Source organism: Microbacterium sp. 1.5R (assembly GCF_007667425.1).
Classification (GTDB): Bacteria; Actinomycetota; Actinomycetes; order Actinomycetales; family Microbacteriaceae; genus Microbacterium.
This window is the reverse complement of the sequence record NZ_VDRC01000001.1, coordinates 2,245,793-2,259,466: the sequence shown is the minus strand read 5'-3', so window position 1 is coordinate 2,259,466 and position 13,674 is coordinate 2,245,793. Positions and strand designations below refer to the sequence as shown.

Annotated in this window: 12 protein-coding genes; 2 read left to right on the top strand and 10 right to left on the bottom strand. The window is 71.7% G+C overall.

What is annotated here, in order from left to right; all coding sequences use genetic code 11:
* Positions 1-61 precede the first annotated feature (61 nt).
* Both FSY98_RS10745 and FSY98_RS10740 read left to right on the top strand, forming a co-directional pair.
* Entirely contained in the window at positions 62-721 is a 660-nt protein-coding gene (locus FSY98_RS10745) for a hypothetical protein (RefSeq protein ID WP_144876482.1), read from the top strand.
* On the top strand, positions 705-1,460 hold the full coding sequence (locus FSY98_RS10740; protein ID WP_144876480.1) for a hypothetical protein: 756 nt from the start codon (positions 705-707) through the stop codon (positions 1,458-1,460). The genes FSY98_RS10745 and FSY98_RS10740 overlap by 17 nt, the downstream gene beginning before the upstream one ends.
* 63 nt (positions 1,461-1,523) lie before the next feature.
* Here FSY98_RS10740 and FSY98_RS10735 read toward each other — a convergent pair whose 3' ends face one another.
* From FSY98_RS10735 to FSY98_RS10690, 10 genes are read right to left on the bottom strand one after another with little or no spacing between them, the layout of a single operon-like run.
* Positions 1,524-1,883, bottom strand: coding sequence for a hypothetical protein (locus FSY98_RS10735; protein ID WP_144876478.1), 360 nt, complete (start codon positions 1,881-1,883; stop codon positions 1,524-1,526).
* A gap of 14 nt (positions 1,884-1,897) precedes the next feature.
* Positions 1,898-2,665: a hypothetical protein gene (locus tag FSY98_RS10730; protein WP_144876476.1), complete on the bottom strand. Its 768-nt coding sequence runs from the start codon at positions 2,663-2,665 to the stop codon at positions 1,898-1,900.
* Positions 2,666-2,692: 27 nt separating this feature from the next.
* Positions 2,693-3,412: a hypothetical protein gene (locus FSY98_RS10725; RefSeq protein ID WP_260857357.1), complete on the bottom strand. Its 720-nt coding sequence runs from the start codon at positions 3,410-3,412 to the stop codon at positions 2,693-2,695.
* A 5-nt stretch (positions 3,413-3,417) separates the two neighbouring features.
* Positions 3,418-5,079, bottom strand: coding sequence for a serine/threonine-protein kinase (locus FSY98_RS10720; RefSeq protein WP_144876472.1), 1,662 nt, complete (start codon positions 5,077-5,079; stop codon positions 3,418-3,420).
* The gene (locus FSY98_RS16840; RefSeq protein ID WP_222119150.1) at positions 5,076-6,686 is read right to left on the bottom strand and encodes an FHA domain-containing protein; all 1,611 of its coding nucleotides are present in this window, start codon (positions 6,684-6,686) and stop codon (positions 5,076-5,078) included. The genes FSY98_RS10720 and FSY98_RS16840 overlap by 4 nt, the downstream gene beginning before the upstream one ends.
* Entirely contained in the window at positions 6,686-7,498 is an 813-nt protein-coding gene (locus tag FSY98_RS10710) for a PP2C family serine/threonine-protein phosphatase (protein ID WP_144876470.1), read from the bottom strand. The genes FSY98_RS16840 and FSY98_RS10710 overlap by 1 nt, the downstream gene beginning before the upstream one ends.
* The gene (locus FSY98_RS10705) at positions 7,495-8,994 is read right to left on the bottom strand and encodes an RDD family protein (RefSeq protein ID WP_144876468.1); all 1,500 of its coding nucleotides are present in this window, start codon (positions 8,992-8,994) and stop codon (positions 7,495-7,497) included. The genes FSY98_RS10710 and FSY98_RS10705 overlap by 4 nt, the downstream gene beginning before the upstream one ends.
* Positions 8,991-11,408: a transglutaminase domain-containing protein gene (locus FSY98_RS10700; protein ID WP_144876466.1), complete on the bottom strand. Its 2,418-nt coding sequence runs from the start codon at positions 11,406-11,408 to the stop codon at positions 8,991-8,993. The genes FSY98_RS10705 and FSY98_RS10700 overlap by 4 nt, the downstream gene beginning before the upstream one ends.
* Positions 11,405-12,667, bottom strand: coding sequence for a DUF58 domain-containing protein (locus FSY98_RS10695; RefSeq protein WP_144876464.1), 1,263 nt, complete (start codon positions 12,665-12,667; stop codon positions 11,405-11,407). Before FSY98_RS10695 ends, FSY98_RS10700 begins: the two co-directional genes overlap by 4 nt.
* On the bottom strand, positions 12,667-13,638 hold the full coding sequence (locus tag FSY98_RS10690) for a MoxR family ATPase (RefSeq protein ID WP_144876462.1): 972 nt from the start codon (positions 13,636-13,638) through the stop codon (positions 12,667-12,669). The genes FSY98_RS10695 and FSY98_RS10690 overlap by 1 nt, the downstream gene beginning before the upstream one ends.
* Positions 13,639-13,674: the final 36 nt, after the last annotated feature.

The window sequence follows — 13,674 nt, the reverse complement described above, 5'->3', positions numbered from 1 at the left end:
CGGCGACAGGCCATGACTAGGATAGACGCGCCCGACCACGACGGAGAATCTCGGAATATCCATGAGCGACATCCCGCGCACCCGCCGCCAGCAGACCGCTGCCCCGGCCGCCGAGCGCCCGGCGAACGCCATGATCACCGAGGCGCCTGTGCCGTGGACCGCGGCCCGTGCCACGACCCCGGCGCCCCTCGACGGACAGCTCGGCTGGGACACCCCCCGCCCCAGCATGCAGATCGCGCCGGGCGCGATCCGCACCCTGGAGACCTCCGGCGACGTGCTCCCCGAGCTGGAGGAGGCGCCGGAGAAGCAGCGCCCGCTGTGGCGGCATCCCGCCTTCCTCATCTCGGTCGGCACGACCCTGCTCGCCCTCATCGCCTTCGTCGTGTTCGTCATCCTCGGCGGCCTGTCCGGCGGCTCCGCAGCGACCGACCTGAAGCTCGAGGTCACCGACAACGTCGTCCGCGCCGACTGGTCGGGACCCGACGTGCCGTATCAGGTGATCGTCGTCGACGGCCCCTCCGGTCCGACTCTCGACGTCTCTCAGCTCGTCACGGGCACCGAGGCCTGGCTGCCCCGCGCTGCGGCCATCGTCGACGACGGCTCATGCATCGTCGTGCGCCCCGCCTCCGGCAATGAGACCGCCGAGGTCAAGCTCGACAGGGCGACCCTCGATGCCCAGGGCGCGGTCTCGGGATGCGTCGCTGATGCCGCGGCTGAGTGACCGGCGGCGCAGTGACCGGCGGCGCAGTCACCGCCGGCCGAGCGACCGGCGGTTGATCGCCGCCCTGCTCGGCGCCGCTCTGATGCTGACCGGCTGCTCGGGGTCGGCGAAGCCCGCGGACCCGGTCCCGTCGCCCACCCACATCGACCTCGGCGCGTGGGACGAGGAGACATCGGGCAACGGACTGGTGCTGCTGGATGCCGCGTCGGCTCGCGCCACCATCCTGGCCGCGGTGCGCGAGGCGGGCACCGCGACGATGACCGGCACCTACACGAACGGCGCCGGGCGCACCCTCGAGGTCGAGGTCGACGGCTCGAGCGAGCAGACCGTGGCGGCGTTCACGATCGACGGGGACACGACCACGATCGTCGTGTCCGACGGCCAGGCTTACGTGAAGCCGTCGACGGCGACCGCGACGGAGGACCTCGAACCCGGTGAATTCCGGTGCGTGGCCGACGACGACGACGCGCTCACGCGATGGGGTGCGCTGCTGCATCCGCTCCAGACGATCGCCGAGTACACCGCAGACGCCTCGAAGCTGTCGGCCCCGTCGGGCGACGCCGTCGACCTCGTGCTCGGGGCCGATGGAACCCTCGGCGCGCTGGCGGTGAGCACCGAGGGATCCGCCCTGCCGACGACGCTCACCCGAGCCGATGCGGCCGGGGCGCTGCAGCTGGAGTTCTCGGGGTGGGGCGAGGAGATCGACGTGCCCGACCTCGGATCGCCCGCCGGGTGCTGACAGGCTGACTGGCCGCGCGGCTCAGGCTGCGCGGCTCAGGCTGCGCGGCTCAGGCTGCGCGGCTCAGGCGAACTCGGATCCTTCCGGCATCGCCCAGCCCGGCAGCCCGGCGCACGCCGAGGCGAGTCGGTGCAGGCCGAACTGCGGGTGGGAGAACGCCTCCCAGATCCCGGCGGTGCTCTTCGCCTGCGCCGCCTCGATCATCGCGGTGAGCGTCGCCGGGGCGCCGGCCGCCCACGCCACGTAATCGTTGTCGTCGACTCCCCCCGAGCCCAGCTCGGCGATGTCCCTGACGTCCTCCGCCGCGGTGATGACGTCGGTGAAGGTGTGCGGGAGGCGGTCGTTGCACCCCACGACCGCAACGGTCAGGGCGGTCACGGGGGCGGTGAGCTGGTCGCAGCGGCTGGCGCGGAGGTCGGCCATGGTGTTCGTTCCTCTCATCCCCGCCCGTCGGCCGGCGGAGTCTTCTCCGGGCCGAGCAGGGCGACTGTTCTCGTGTAGATCGTGGAGCGGTCGGCGGTGACCTCGACATCGACGCCTGCGCGGCGACCGGCGATGCAGATCGCGGCGAGCGATGCGAGGACGCTCTCCGGGTCGACCATGGTGTCGAGGGGCAGACGGATGCCGCCGTGGTGCTCGATCACCTCGAACAACGCCCGCAGGTCGTGCGGGGCCCCGTCGCGGAGGGCGCGCACTCCGCGCACCCCGAAGACGAACTCGGCCTGGACGCGACCCGCCGATCGCTCGATCGCGGCGGCCGGCCCGCGCAGCAGCGGCACACCGGCGCCACGGTCGTCGAAACCGACGCCGCCGATCACGGCGGTCCACGGCACGTCGACGTGACCGGCGATGCGCATCCCCTCGGCGCTGACGACGAGGTAGTCGTCACCGGAGCCGCGGCCGATGCGCAGGCGGCGGCGCAGCAAGCCGAAGCGCAGGGCCATGATCGCGGCGGCCAGCATGAGCAGGGCGAGCAGAAGTACCGTGACCGGTCCGCCGATGTGCAGCACGAGCACCGCGACGAACGTCACGGCAGCGAGGAGCAGCACGAAGACCGCGATCACCATGACGACCATCGCGGCGCGGAGGCGCGCCCGCACCCGCCGGCGGTCCAGCGGCACGGCGAAAACCCGTCCGCTCGCGAAGAAGTCGCGCCACTCTTCCTCCTGGCGCGGCGAGAGACCGAGGGCGCTCAGCTCGTTCACGATCGCCCTCGCCACGGTCGAGCGGCGTCAGGCATCCTCATCCTCGCCCGACGTCTGCGGGCGGTCGAGATCGACGAGGTCCTCCTTGGTCACGAGGCGCGTCGCGATCGTGTACTCGACCAGCCGCGCCCGGCGGTTCGTCGCGAACGAACGCTGCCCGCCGCGCATGCCGGGGACGCCGATGCGGTCGAGCTTGTCGCACACGTTGTCGAGCTTGCGGTTGAAGCGCGTGACCGTCCAGCCGAGCCGCGCCGCCGCCCTGGCCGACGTCGGAATCTCGCTCATGCCCGTGCCGTCGCGCAGCAGCTGCGGCTCGGCGAGGGCCAGGATGAGAAGCCTCTGGCTCTCGGTGAGCGGAACGTCGCCGATCGTCGAATCACCGCTCGTGACCTCGCGCTGCGTGGCGCGGAAGGTCGGCTGCGTCGCGTGCACGACGAACTCGTAGGTCGTCGGGCCCGCGCTGAAGACCACGGTCGTCGCCTCGAACACGAGCGGCAGCCGCGCACCGGGCGACAACCAGGCCTGCACACCCCCCGCACTGTCCGTGACGGACGCCGTGAGGCGTGAGCCGATGTTCGACAGCCACCACAGTCCGCTCACCTCGGAGATCTCGAGGAAGTGCCGGTGCAGGAACAGGTTGTCGTCGATCGCGAGGTCGCCCTCGCGTCCGACGGTGAACCTGCGTCCCGACTCGATGGGGAAGTACTCTCCCGCGAATTCGACGGTGATCACACCGACATCCGTCACGTCCGTCATCCCACGCACCCCCGCACCGGTTCCGACGCCCGACCATCGTCCCTGCGCAGGGAGACGTCGATGCACACCTGCCCCGCGGCAGCGCCGGTGACCGTCGCGGTCGTCTCCGCCGTGGTCGACGGCGTGCCCGCGCCGCTGAGGTCGATCGGCATCCAGATGAAGCTGTCGCCTTCCAGCGGATCCGTGTTGGTCCACGTGAAGGTGACGCTGTCCCCCGATCTCGTGCCCGCGAGGTCGGAGACCTTGGGGACGACGTCGGACACGACATCTTGCGGATCGACCTCGTCCTCGGTGGCGACCGGATCCGGGGCCGGCATGCTCGCGACCAGCAGGTTGAGCCCGACGATCGCGCCGGCGACCACGACGACGCCCGCTGCGACGAGGCCGATCCAGAGGCCCTTGCGACTCCGCGCCGGCTGCGACGGCGGTTCCGCGGACTCCGTCTCGGAGGTCGTCGACGGGTGCGCGTGCGCAGTGTCGGCGGAGGACGGACCGGACGCCGTCGGCGCGACCGTTCCGCCGGCCTGCGGCGACACGACCACTGGTCCCCGCGCGACGGTGCGGTCGTCGTCGTCGGGCACCGGAGCCGCGGTCGGGGCGCGCAACTGCGTCGCCTCGTCGACCGGATCAGGGCTGTCGAAGCGGGGCACTTCGGGCGACGCGAACGACGGCCCCTTGGGCTGTGTGGCGGCCGACGGTCGCGTGAACGCGGCGACGTCGGGATCGATGCTGACGATCTCGCGGACCCGGGTGAGACCGTCGTTGTCGTCATCGAGATCCTCGGCCGGCGGGTGGTCGTCGACGATGTCGATCGGGGTCACCGAGTGCGACAGCTCGATCTGCACCTTCTGCAACGCCCGCGCGAACGCCACGGCGCTGGGGAAGCGGTCATCGGGATTCTTCGCCATCGAGCGCTCGAGCACGCGCTGCAGGCTGTCGGGGGAATCCGGCCGCCCCAGGGGCAGCAGCGCCGCCCGTTCGATGCGCTCGATCAGGTCGGCGCCGGAGTTCCGCTCGCCTTGCCGCTCGAACGGCGAGCGGCCGGCGAGCAGGGTGTACAGCGTCGCGCCGAGCGCCCACACGTCGGTCCGCGGACCGCTCTGCGGCGGGTCGGCGAACGACTCGGGGGGCGACCACGGGATCGACATGCCGGACGCCTCGCCGGTGGCCCCGGCCGTCGACGCGATGCCGAAGTCGGTGAGCGCCGGCCGGTTGTACTCGGTGACGAGGATGTTCGCCGGCTTGATGTCGCGGTGCAGCACTCCTGCACGGTGGGCGGTCTCGACCGCACCGGCGACCTGCACGCCGACGCGCAGGGCCTCGGCGACCGAGAACGGCTCCTTGCGCGCGCGCACCTGCAGGTTCGGCCGCGGGCAGTACTCCATCACGAGGTACGGACGGCCGTCCCCGGCCACCCCTGCCTGGTAGATCGTGACGATCGCCGGATGCGTCGACAGCATGGCCATGACGTTCGCCTCGTCGGCGAACTCCTGCGCCGCGCTGCTCGCGAGACGGTCGGCGAGCAGGACCTTGACCGCGACGCGGCGGCGGGGCATCTGCTGCTCGTACAGGAAGACGTCAGCGAAGCCGCCGGTGCCGAGCGGCTCGACGTAGGTGAAGCCCGGGAGTTCGGGCGGCGGTGAGGGACGCCGACTCACGGCAGGTCCTCGAAGGCGACAGTCACTCCGTCGCCGAGGTCGACCACATCGCCCGAGAGCACGATCGTCTGCTCGCCCGGGTGCAGACGCACCGGGTCGGACCCGGAGCGGAGCAGAGTCGATCCGTTCGTCGTGTGCAGATCGATCACCACGACCGTGTCACCCTCAGGGCGCACCTCGAGGTGACTGCGCGAGATGTCCTGCTGCGGGCTCTCGACGGCCACGAGGTGCGGGAGGTTCGCCCCGCTGGCGCGCGTCGAACGCGGGCGGCGGCCGATGATCACGGTGCGGTCGAGAGTGACGACCTGTCCGGTCGAGACGCGGATGCGCCCGGTGCTGTCGACCACGGGCAGGGCCACGGTCGGCGCCTCGGGCGAGACGGGGGCTGAGTCCCGGCGCATGGCCCGGGCCTCGGCCGCCGAGATCGTCGCCCCGTCGTGATCGCCGGTGACCGACGGGTCGACGGGCTCGTGACCGACCGATGCCGACGGGAACGGAGCGGGTGCGGGCGGAGCCGCAGCGGGCGCGGGCGGAGCCGGCGCGGGCGGAGCGGGCTCGAGCGGTGCGGGCTCGAGCGGAGTGGCGTCATCGGCGGCCGGGCGGTGGATCGTCTGGCCGAAGAGCAGATCGAACTCGTCGATCTCCTGGCCGGAGTTCACGTCCTCCGGCAGGAGCGTGTCGGTCAGATCAGGCTCGGACTCGGGCTCGGGCTCGGGCTCGGGCTCGGGCTCGGGCTCGGGAAGGATCGTGTCGGCCACGTCCGGCTCGGCCACGTCCTGCTGCTCCTGCTGCTCCTGCTGCTCCTGCTGCTGCTGACCGTCCTGCTCGGCGCCGTCAACGCTCCCGTCGGACGCGCCGTCAACGCTCCCGTCGGACGCGCCGTCAACGCTCCCGTCGGACGCGCCGTCGTCGCCACCGACCGGCACCGGCGTCGGGACCGGGGCGATCGTCGGGGTGAGCAGCGGAGCGGCCCCGGCCAGCCCTGCGAGGCCGCCGACGCCTGCGCCGGCCGCGTCAGAGGCACCGGCGGGGACGGCGTCCGAACCGGATCCGGTGGCGGTCTCCGCCACCGGAGGGGCAGGCTCGCCAGCTGCGCCGGATGTCGCGGATGCCGCGACCGGCGCGCCGAGCGCCGACTCGGGGCGGACGTGCGACTCCGCCGCGGAACCCGGCGGGTCGATCTCGAGGGATGCCGCGCGCACGACGCCACCGAGGACGGGCAGGTCGACGGCATCCGCCCCTTCCTCACCGGTGCTCACAGTGATGGCCGAGGCGCCGCGGACCAGCCGCTCGCTCCAGGTCGACACCTCGGCGCCGGTGACGCGCGTGCTGCCGCCGGGGGTCTCGACCGTCACCTCGGGGCGGCCGCGCACGGCGATGCGCGCGTCGTCGCCGTCGAGCAGGACCGCCGCGAACTCGGGGAGCGACGACAGCGACCCGCCGGAGCGCGATGAGAGCAGGTCGACGAGGTCGCCCAGCTCGCGGACGGCGTCGAAGCGCTCCCAGGCTTCGGCGACGAGAGCGGCGTCCACCGATTCGGGGAGCACGAGCACGACGCGCTCCCGGACCAGTGCGTTCCAGGTTCCTGGGCGGTAGTTCACACGCATCAGCGCACTCCTCCTGCGGCTTCGCGCGGACGCGTGTCCGCGATATCCGGTTCATCGGTCTCGACGAGCGTCCCAGGGCGGGAGGCCACGGCGATCGCGTCGATCACGACGACGGTGACGTTGTCGCGTCCGCCCGCGTGCACGGCGCTGGACACGAGGATGTCGGCGGCACGCTGCGGGTCATCCTCGACCATGAGGATCTCGCGGATCGCGCCGTCGCTGAGCTCGGACGAGAGCCCGTCCGAGCAGACCAGCAGACGATCGCCGAGCTCGGCCGGGAACAGCCAGTAGTCGACCTCGCCGTCGCTCCCCGCGCCGATCGCACGGGTGATGATGTTGCGTCGACGATCGGTCTGCGCGTCTTCCGGTCGCAGCTCGCCGGACTCGACGAGCTCCTGGACGACGGAGTGGTCGACGCTCACCTGCTCGAGGTCGCCGTCTTCGAGGCGGTACACCCGCGAGTCGCCGATGTTGAGGACCAGCCAGTAGCCCATGCCGTCGACGTTCGCGATGATGACGCCGCTGAGCGTCGTCCCGGCGCGCCCATTGCTCGTGGTCGAGAGCCCCTCGACCGCCGACCGCGCGACGGCCACGGCGTCGCGCACATCGTCGAGGTCGAGAGCCGGGCGTCCGGTGTGGCGTGCGAACTCGGCGATCACGGCCGCGCTCGCTCGTTCTCCTGCCTCGTGCCCGCCCATTCCGTCGGCGACGAGGAACACCGGCGAGTCCGCGAGGAACGCGTCTTCGTTCAGCGTTCGGCGCAGACCGGTGTGCGTGGCCGCACCCGTCGAGACCGCCAGCGGGATGCTCATGCGTACCCGCCGATCGTCACGATGCGGTCACCGATCTCGAGTGCGTCGCCGAGCCGCACCGGCACTCTCTGGCCGGCCGGGCATGCCATGCGCTGCCCGTCGCGGACCAGGGTCAAGCCGTTCGTCGAGAAGCGGTCGAGCACCCAGCCGCCCGAGGTCGACGCCGCGGCCTCGAAGTGGGTCTTCGACAGCGACAGCGTCTCGTCGCGCACGGGCACGACGACCGCGCCCTCCTCCTGCTCGGGGTTGCGTCCGAAGACGGTACGCCGCGAGACGGTGACGCGGGTCCCGTCGTCCCACGTGAAGACGAGGCGGTGACCGGGGATGCTGATGCGCGTCTCCTCCAGGTCATCCGCGACACCTTCGGGCTGATCGGCATCGACCGTCGGCGCGGCGGGGAAAGCGGGGGCTGCGGGGAAGGCCGGCGCGGCGGGGAAGGCGGGGGCCGGGGGGATCGCAACTGGCGCCTCCGCCGCCGGTGCCGGTGCCGGTGCCGGTGCAGCGGAGGCCTCCGGCGCAGCCGCGCGCTGCGGCGGAGCATCCAGAGTGATCCCGGGGACGAACGCGATCACGCCCTCGTCGCGCGTCGCGGGAGCAGGCGGAGCAGCGGGAGCGGCCGGAGCCGGCGCAGCGGGAGCAGGCGGCGCAGCGGGAGCAGGCGGCGCGGCGGAGACGTCGGAGGGGGTCTCGTCGGAATCGGTTAGCGGGCCTGCAGTCGAGGGAGCCGTGGCGGCATCCGATCCCGGTGCCACCGGCATCGGGGGCACCGGTGGCACCGCGGGGGCGGGCGCGTAGGGTTGCGGGGGCGCGTACTGCGGAGCCTGAGGTGCCGCGAAGCTCTGCGGTGCGGACGGCGGGGCCGGGATGCCGGGGATGGCCGGCGCTCCGGCCGCGGACGGCGCCGCATACCCCGGCGCCGGGAACGCCTGATCTGCCGCCGGCGCCTGACCTGCCGTCGGCGCCTGACCTGCCGTCGGCGCCTGACCTGCCGCCTGCCCGGCCGCCGGTGCCGACACTGCAGTCGGCCGCGTCTGCGCCCCTGACCCGTCGGCGCGTGCGTCGAGCATCAGCGACTTCGCGACCTTGTCGTGCCAGCCCTGGAAACGCCCCGACCCGTCGAACAGAGGCGTGAAGTACCCCACCACGATGCCCGCGGCGAGGCCGAAGATGACGTTGCGCAGCAGCGTCCGTCCGAAGCCGAGGCTCGAGCCGTCTTCCGACACGAGCCGCAGACCCTGGGCGCGCATGCCGATGGAGCCCCGGCCCGCCTGCATGAACGTGTAGAACACGAACCACCCGAGCACCAGCAGACTCACGAGCGGCCCGCCGATGAGCAGGATCCCGATCGACGCTTCGAGTGACCCCGAGAGCGACGACGCCAGCAGCAGGGCGCCGAACAGGACCACGGCGATGCCGCCGGCGATCAGCGCGTCGATCAGGTAGGCGATCGCGCGCCGGGAGATCGGGGCGATGCCGCCGGACGAGGGCTGCGTCATGATGTCTCGCTCTCGGTTGAGGTGGAGGTCGTCGGACGAGGGCTGTTCTCGATCGTGCCAGGTTCGCGGCGGACGCGCGCGGCCGCCGCCTCTCTGAGGTTCTGCAGACCGGTCGACACCGCGGTGCCGTCCATGAGCGACCGCAGGCTCAGCCGCGCCTTCATGCGCTTCCAGAATCCGGCCTCCTTGCCGAGGCCGCCCACGATCGTGTCGACCTCGGTCCAGAAGGCGTCGACGTCTTCGGCTGTGGGCTCGGCCGGGCCGAACACCTCGGCATCCGCGCGTCGCGCGAGCGTGGTCACCTGCGGGAGCGTCAGGGTCGCGGCGACGGTCGCCGCCTCCTCCGACCGGGTGCCGCCGGGCGGGATCCGCGCCCCGTAGTCGACCGCACGATCGGCGAGCTCGTCCCACCCGCCGCTGATGCGGTCGGACGCGCGCTCGGCATGGCGGCGGCTGCGACGACGCGCGGCCTTCCACGCGCCGATCACGATGAACGGGGAGGCCAGGAGCGCCAGGATCGACAGCGAGATGCCGCCGATCACGAGGATCGTGCCGAGGATGCCGAGGATGTTGAGGGTCTCGTCGTCGCCCTTGCGGTCGTCCGGCAGGGTGGGCGGCAGGTCGACGGGCTCCTGCGGCGGGGGCGGCGGCTGCAGCACCTGAGGCTTCGGGTCGACCTTGGGCTTGGTGTTCTGGTCGTTCGGGACCTTGTCCTCGGGCGGCGTCGGATTGAAGGTGAGCCAGCCGAGGCCCTCGAAGTTCACCTCGACCCAGGCGTGGATGTTGTCGCCGGTCGCCGTGAAGACGGCGTCGCCGACCTGCTCCTCGTCGGGGTAGAAGCCCATGACGACGCGCGCGGGGATGCCGACCTCTCGCGCGAGCAGCGCCATCGCGACCGAGTACTGCTCGTCGTCGCCGATCATCTGGTCGCCGCCGATGAGGGTGGTGATGCGCTCGGCGGTGTGACCGGCGCGCGACAGCACCTCGCCCTCGAGACCGTGGCTGAAGAATCCCCCCTCGGCGAGGAACGTCTCGAGCGCCCGCACCTGCTCGATCGGAGACTCTGCTCCCGAGACGGTCTCCGCGGCGAGCGAGGTCAGCTCCTCGGGCACGTTGCTCTGCTTCGGCAGCGGTACCGAACCGAAGCCGATGTCGGCGAGCTGCGTGTCGTCGTACTCGGCGGGGATGACGGCATCGACCGTGTAGGCGTCGCCCTCGGTCAGCTTCGAGGTCGACACCGCCGTGCCGGTCGAGGTGTTGTAGTAGGTGGAGCGGCGCAGGTCTTCGGCGCGCGACCCGGTGAAGTCGATCTGCGAGACCTGTCCGGCGTCGGGCACCCACACCCCGCGGTACTCCCCGATCTCGACCTGCAGGGTCACCGGGATGCCCTCGGCGTCCGGCGACATGTTCGCACGGATCGGAGTGAAGGCGCTCGACGAATCGGGGCCGCCGTCTGTGACGTTGTAGACCATGCCGTCGTACTGGTCCATGACCGCGGTGCGCACGCGCGCACCCTTCGGCAGACCGGTGACGGTGAACAGGGTGTCACCCGCCTCGTCACGCACGTTCTTGCGGAACGCCTGCAGCGGGCTCGGGTAGTCGCGGATGTTGAACGGGGGGATGATCACATCGCGGAACACGTGCCGCGGCTGCTCGGGAGCGGCGATCGCGCTCGTCGCGACACCCGCGCCGCCGGCCACGGCGAGCACGGCCACCCCGGCGAGCAACCGGCGCATCCGCATGTGCGCGGCGCGCGAGGGGTCGACCTCGCTCACCGACACGGCGGCGTTGTTCGGCGCCCACAGCTGGCGCAGCGCGAGCCAGGCGGTCGCGAGCACCGCGAAGACGAGACCCTGCAGCACCGGGAACGCGGGTTCGGGCGTGCCGAGCGCGATCACCAGCACGAGCATCACCCCTGCCGGCAGCAGCGCCCACGCCACCTGAGACGTCCGCAACGCCAGCGACGCCGTGAGAACGGTGGCGACGAGCGTGAGCAGGAAAGGCACGAGGAAGTGCCCGTCGGTGCCTGAGACGGGCGCCACGGTCGTGAGCAGCTGCTTCCACGCCGTGACGGTGCCGACCGCGAGTTTCTCGAGGGTCTCCAGCGACGGGATGACGCCGAGGATGGTGGTGTGCGGCAGGGCGAGAGCGCCGCCCAGCACGAAGTACACCGCGACCGTGAGGCCGGTGACGATGAGGATGCCCCAGCGCCGCCACGCCGCCACGGCGGCGACGACGAGACCGAGGAGCAAAGCGCCGATCGCCGCCGGCAGGTACGACGCACCGGCGAAGGTGGGCCAGAATCCGACGATCGACACCCCGACCAGCAGAGCAGTGGCGCCGAGGTCGAGGATCCAGCGACGCACCGGCATCCCGGCGAAGTCCTTCGAGAGCGCGGTCGCGACGGCGGTCATGCGAGCACCTTCTGCAGAGCGAGGGGAACCTGTTCGAGCGCGCCGACGGTCACGACGTCCGCCTCGCCGATGCGACGGAGCGTGGGTGCACCGACACCGCGGTCGGTGACGACGGCGAGCACCTTCGCGCCGAAGGGCAGACGAGCGCACGCGACACGCAGGTCGTCGGTGCTGACTTTCGAACCGCACACCAGCACGACGACGCTCGCGAGGGGCATGGTGCGCGAGACGACCCCGGCCAAGTGGTCGATGCCGCCCTCTCGAGGCTTCGAGTACTCAACTCCCGAGAGCGAGTCGAGCAGCTGCTTGCCCGTACCGGCCGCGAGCTCGCGGCCCTGCACCCGCACGTCGACGCGCTGCGAGTCTCGGATGGCGCGGAGCCCGATGGAGCCGGCGGCGGAGATCGCGAGCTCGAAGTCGTCGTCGGAGGCGTAGTCTCCCGCCGAACGCGAGAGGCCGATCACGAAGTGCGAGCGACGGGTCTCCTCGTACTGACGCACCATCATGGTGCCGGTGCGTGCGGTGGAACGCCAGTGCACGTGGCGCAGGTCGTCGCCGGGCTGGTATTCCAGCAGAGCATGGAACGACACGTCGTCGCGCGAGAGGTCGGCGGCGGGCAGACCCTCGAGATCACGGAGGTAGCCGAGCGACTGGCCGTCGAACAGCACGGTGCGCGGGTGCACGTAGAGGTCGACCGGTTCGTCGCGGCGATGCGCCCGTTCGAACAGACCCAATGGATCGCCGCGCACCACGCTCACGGGACCGACCTTCACGACCCCGCGCCTCTGGGTCGGGATCGCGAAGAGCTCCTCCGCCTCTTCGCCCGGCGCGAGACGTTGGATGCCGAACTCGCCGCGTCCCGACCCGACGGGCAGCACGATGCGGGAGGGCAGGATCGCTCTGCTGCCTCGATTCGCGAGGGTGAGGGCGCCGACGGCCCGCTCGCCGACGACGACGCGGGTGCGAGCGAGATCGAGGGAGACGTCGTAGGCGGTCCGGCCGATCAGGAACAGAGCGCACACGGCGACCGTGATGGCGAGCACGACGGCAGCCACGATGAACTCCGTCCACCCCGCGACCTGACCGATGATCCAGAAGCCGACCGCCAGTGCGGACAGCACCCAGGCGAGCGGGCGGATCGCGCCGGCGATGAGTCGGAGGCGGTGCAGGATGCGCGCGCCGATGACCGCCGCGACGTCACGCCAGCCGGCGTCGCGGTCGATCGGCGCGGTCGCAGCCGGAACAGCCTCCGTCGTCATCAGGCCGCCGCTCGGGCCTGCGGCGCCGCGACGGCGTCGAGGACGCGCGCGATGACGGTGTCGCTGGAGGTGCCGGCGAACTCGGCCTCGGCATCCAGCAGCAGCCGGTGCTGCCAGACGGGGCGCGCGAGCGTCTTGATGTCGTCGGGAAGCACGAAGTGCCGACCCTGCGAAGCGGCCCAGACCTTCGCGATGCGGATCATCGCGATTGCCCCGCGCACCGAGACGCCGAGACGGATGGCGCAATCCTCGCGCGTCGCCTCCGCGAGCTCGGCGACGTACCGCAGCACGGCGGGTTCGACGTGCACGGACGCTCCGAGGTCGGCCATGTCGGCGACCGCGCTCGTCGTGATGATGGCCGAGAGACCCGCCGACGGGTTGCGGTCGGAGGCACCCGCGAGGATGCTCTCGGTCACCGCGATGTCGGGATATCCGATCGACGTCTTGATGAGGAACCGGTCGAGCTGCGCCTCCGGCAGCTTGTAAGTGCCGGCCTGCTCGATCGGGTTCTGGGTCGCGATCACGAGGAACGGACGCCCGGTCTCGTGCGTGACGCCGTCGACCGTGACGCGCGATTCCTCCATGACCTCGAGCAGTGCGGACTGCGTCTTGGGCGAGGCGCGGTTGATCTCGTCGGCGAGCACGATCGACGCGAAGATCGGGCCCTTGTGGAACTCGAACCGGTGCTGCTGCTGGTCGTAGATCGTGACGCCGGTGACGTCGGAGGGCAGCAGGTCCGGCGTGAACTGGATGCGGGCACTGGTGCCCTGCACAGTCGCGGCCAGTGCCTTCGCGAGGCTCGTCTTGCCCGTGCCCGGCGCGTCTTCGAGCAGCACGTGGCCCTCGGCGAGCATCGAGGCGAGCACGAGGCTGACGATCTCGCGCTTGCCTTGCACTGCGCGGTCCACGTTGTCGACGAGGCGCTGGAAGGTGCCCTGGAACCAGGCGGCCTGTTCGGGGGTCATGGTCATGAGTGTGTCGGTTCCTGGTTCTGTGAAGGGTCGTAC

Excerpts from the sequence above, each read along its gene's own strand:
- FSY98_RS10745 (WP_144876482.1), top strand. The coding sequence starts at position 62 with ATGAGCGACATCCCGCGCACCCGCCGCCAGCAGACCGCTGCCCCGGCC.
- FSY98_RS10740 (WP_144876480.1), top strand. The coding sequence starts at position 705 with ATGCCGCGGCTGAGTGACCGGCGGCGCAGTGACCGGCGGCGCAGTCAC.
- FSY98_RS10735 (WP_144876478.1), bottom strand. The coding sequence starts at position 1,883 with ATGGCCGACCTCCGCGCCAGCCGCTGCGACCAGCTCACCGCCCCCGTG.
- FSY98_RS16840 (WP_222119150.1), bottom strand. The coding sequence starts at position 6,686 with ATGCGTGTGAACTACCGCCCAGGAACCTGGAACGCACTGGTCCGGGAG.
- FSY98_RS10710 (WP_144876470.1), bottom strand. The coding sequence starts at position 7,498 with ATGAGCATCCCGCTGGCGGTCTCGACGGGTGCGGCCACGCACACCGGT.
- FSY98_RS10705 (WP_144876468.1), bottom strand. The coding sequence starts at position 8,994 with ATGACGCAGCCCTCGTCCGGCGGCATCGCCCCGATCTCCCGGCGCGCG.
- FSY98_RS10700 (WP_144876466.1), bottom strand. The coding sequence starts at position 11,408 with ATGACCGCCGTCGCGACCGCGCTCTCGAAGGACTTCGCCGGGATGCCG.
- FSY98_RS10695 (WP_144876464.1), bottom strand. The coding sequence starts at position 12,667 with ATGACGACGGAGGCTGTTCCGGCTGCGACCGCGCCGATCGACCGCGAC.
- FSY98_RS10690 (WP_144876462.1), bottom strand. The coding sequence starts at position 13,638 with ATGACCATGACCCCCGAACAGGCCGCCTGGTTCCAGGGCACCTTCCAG.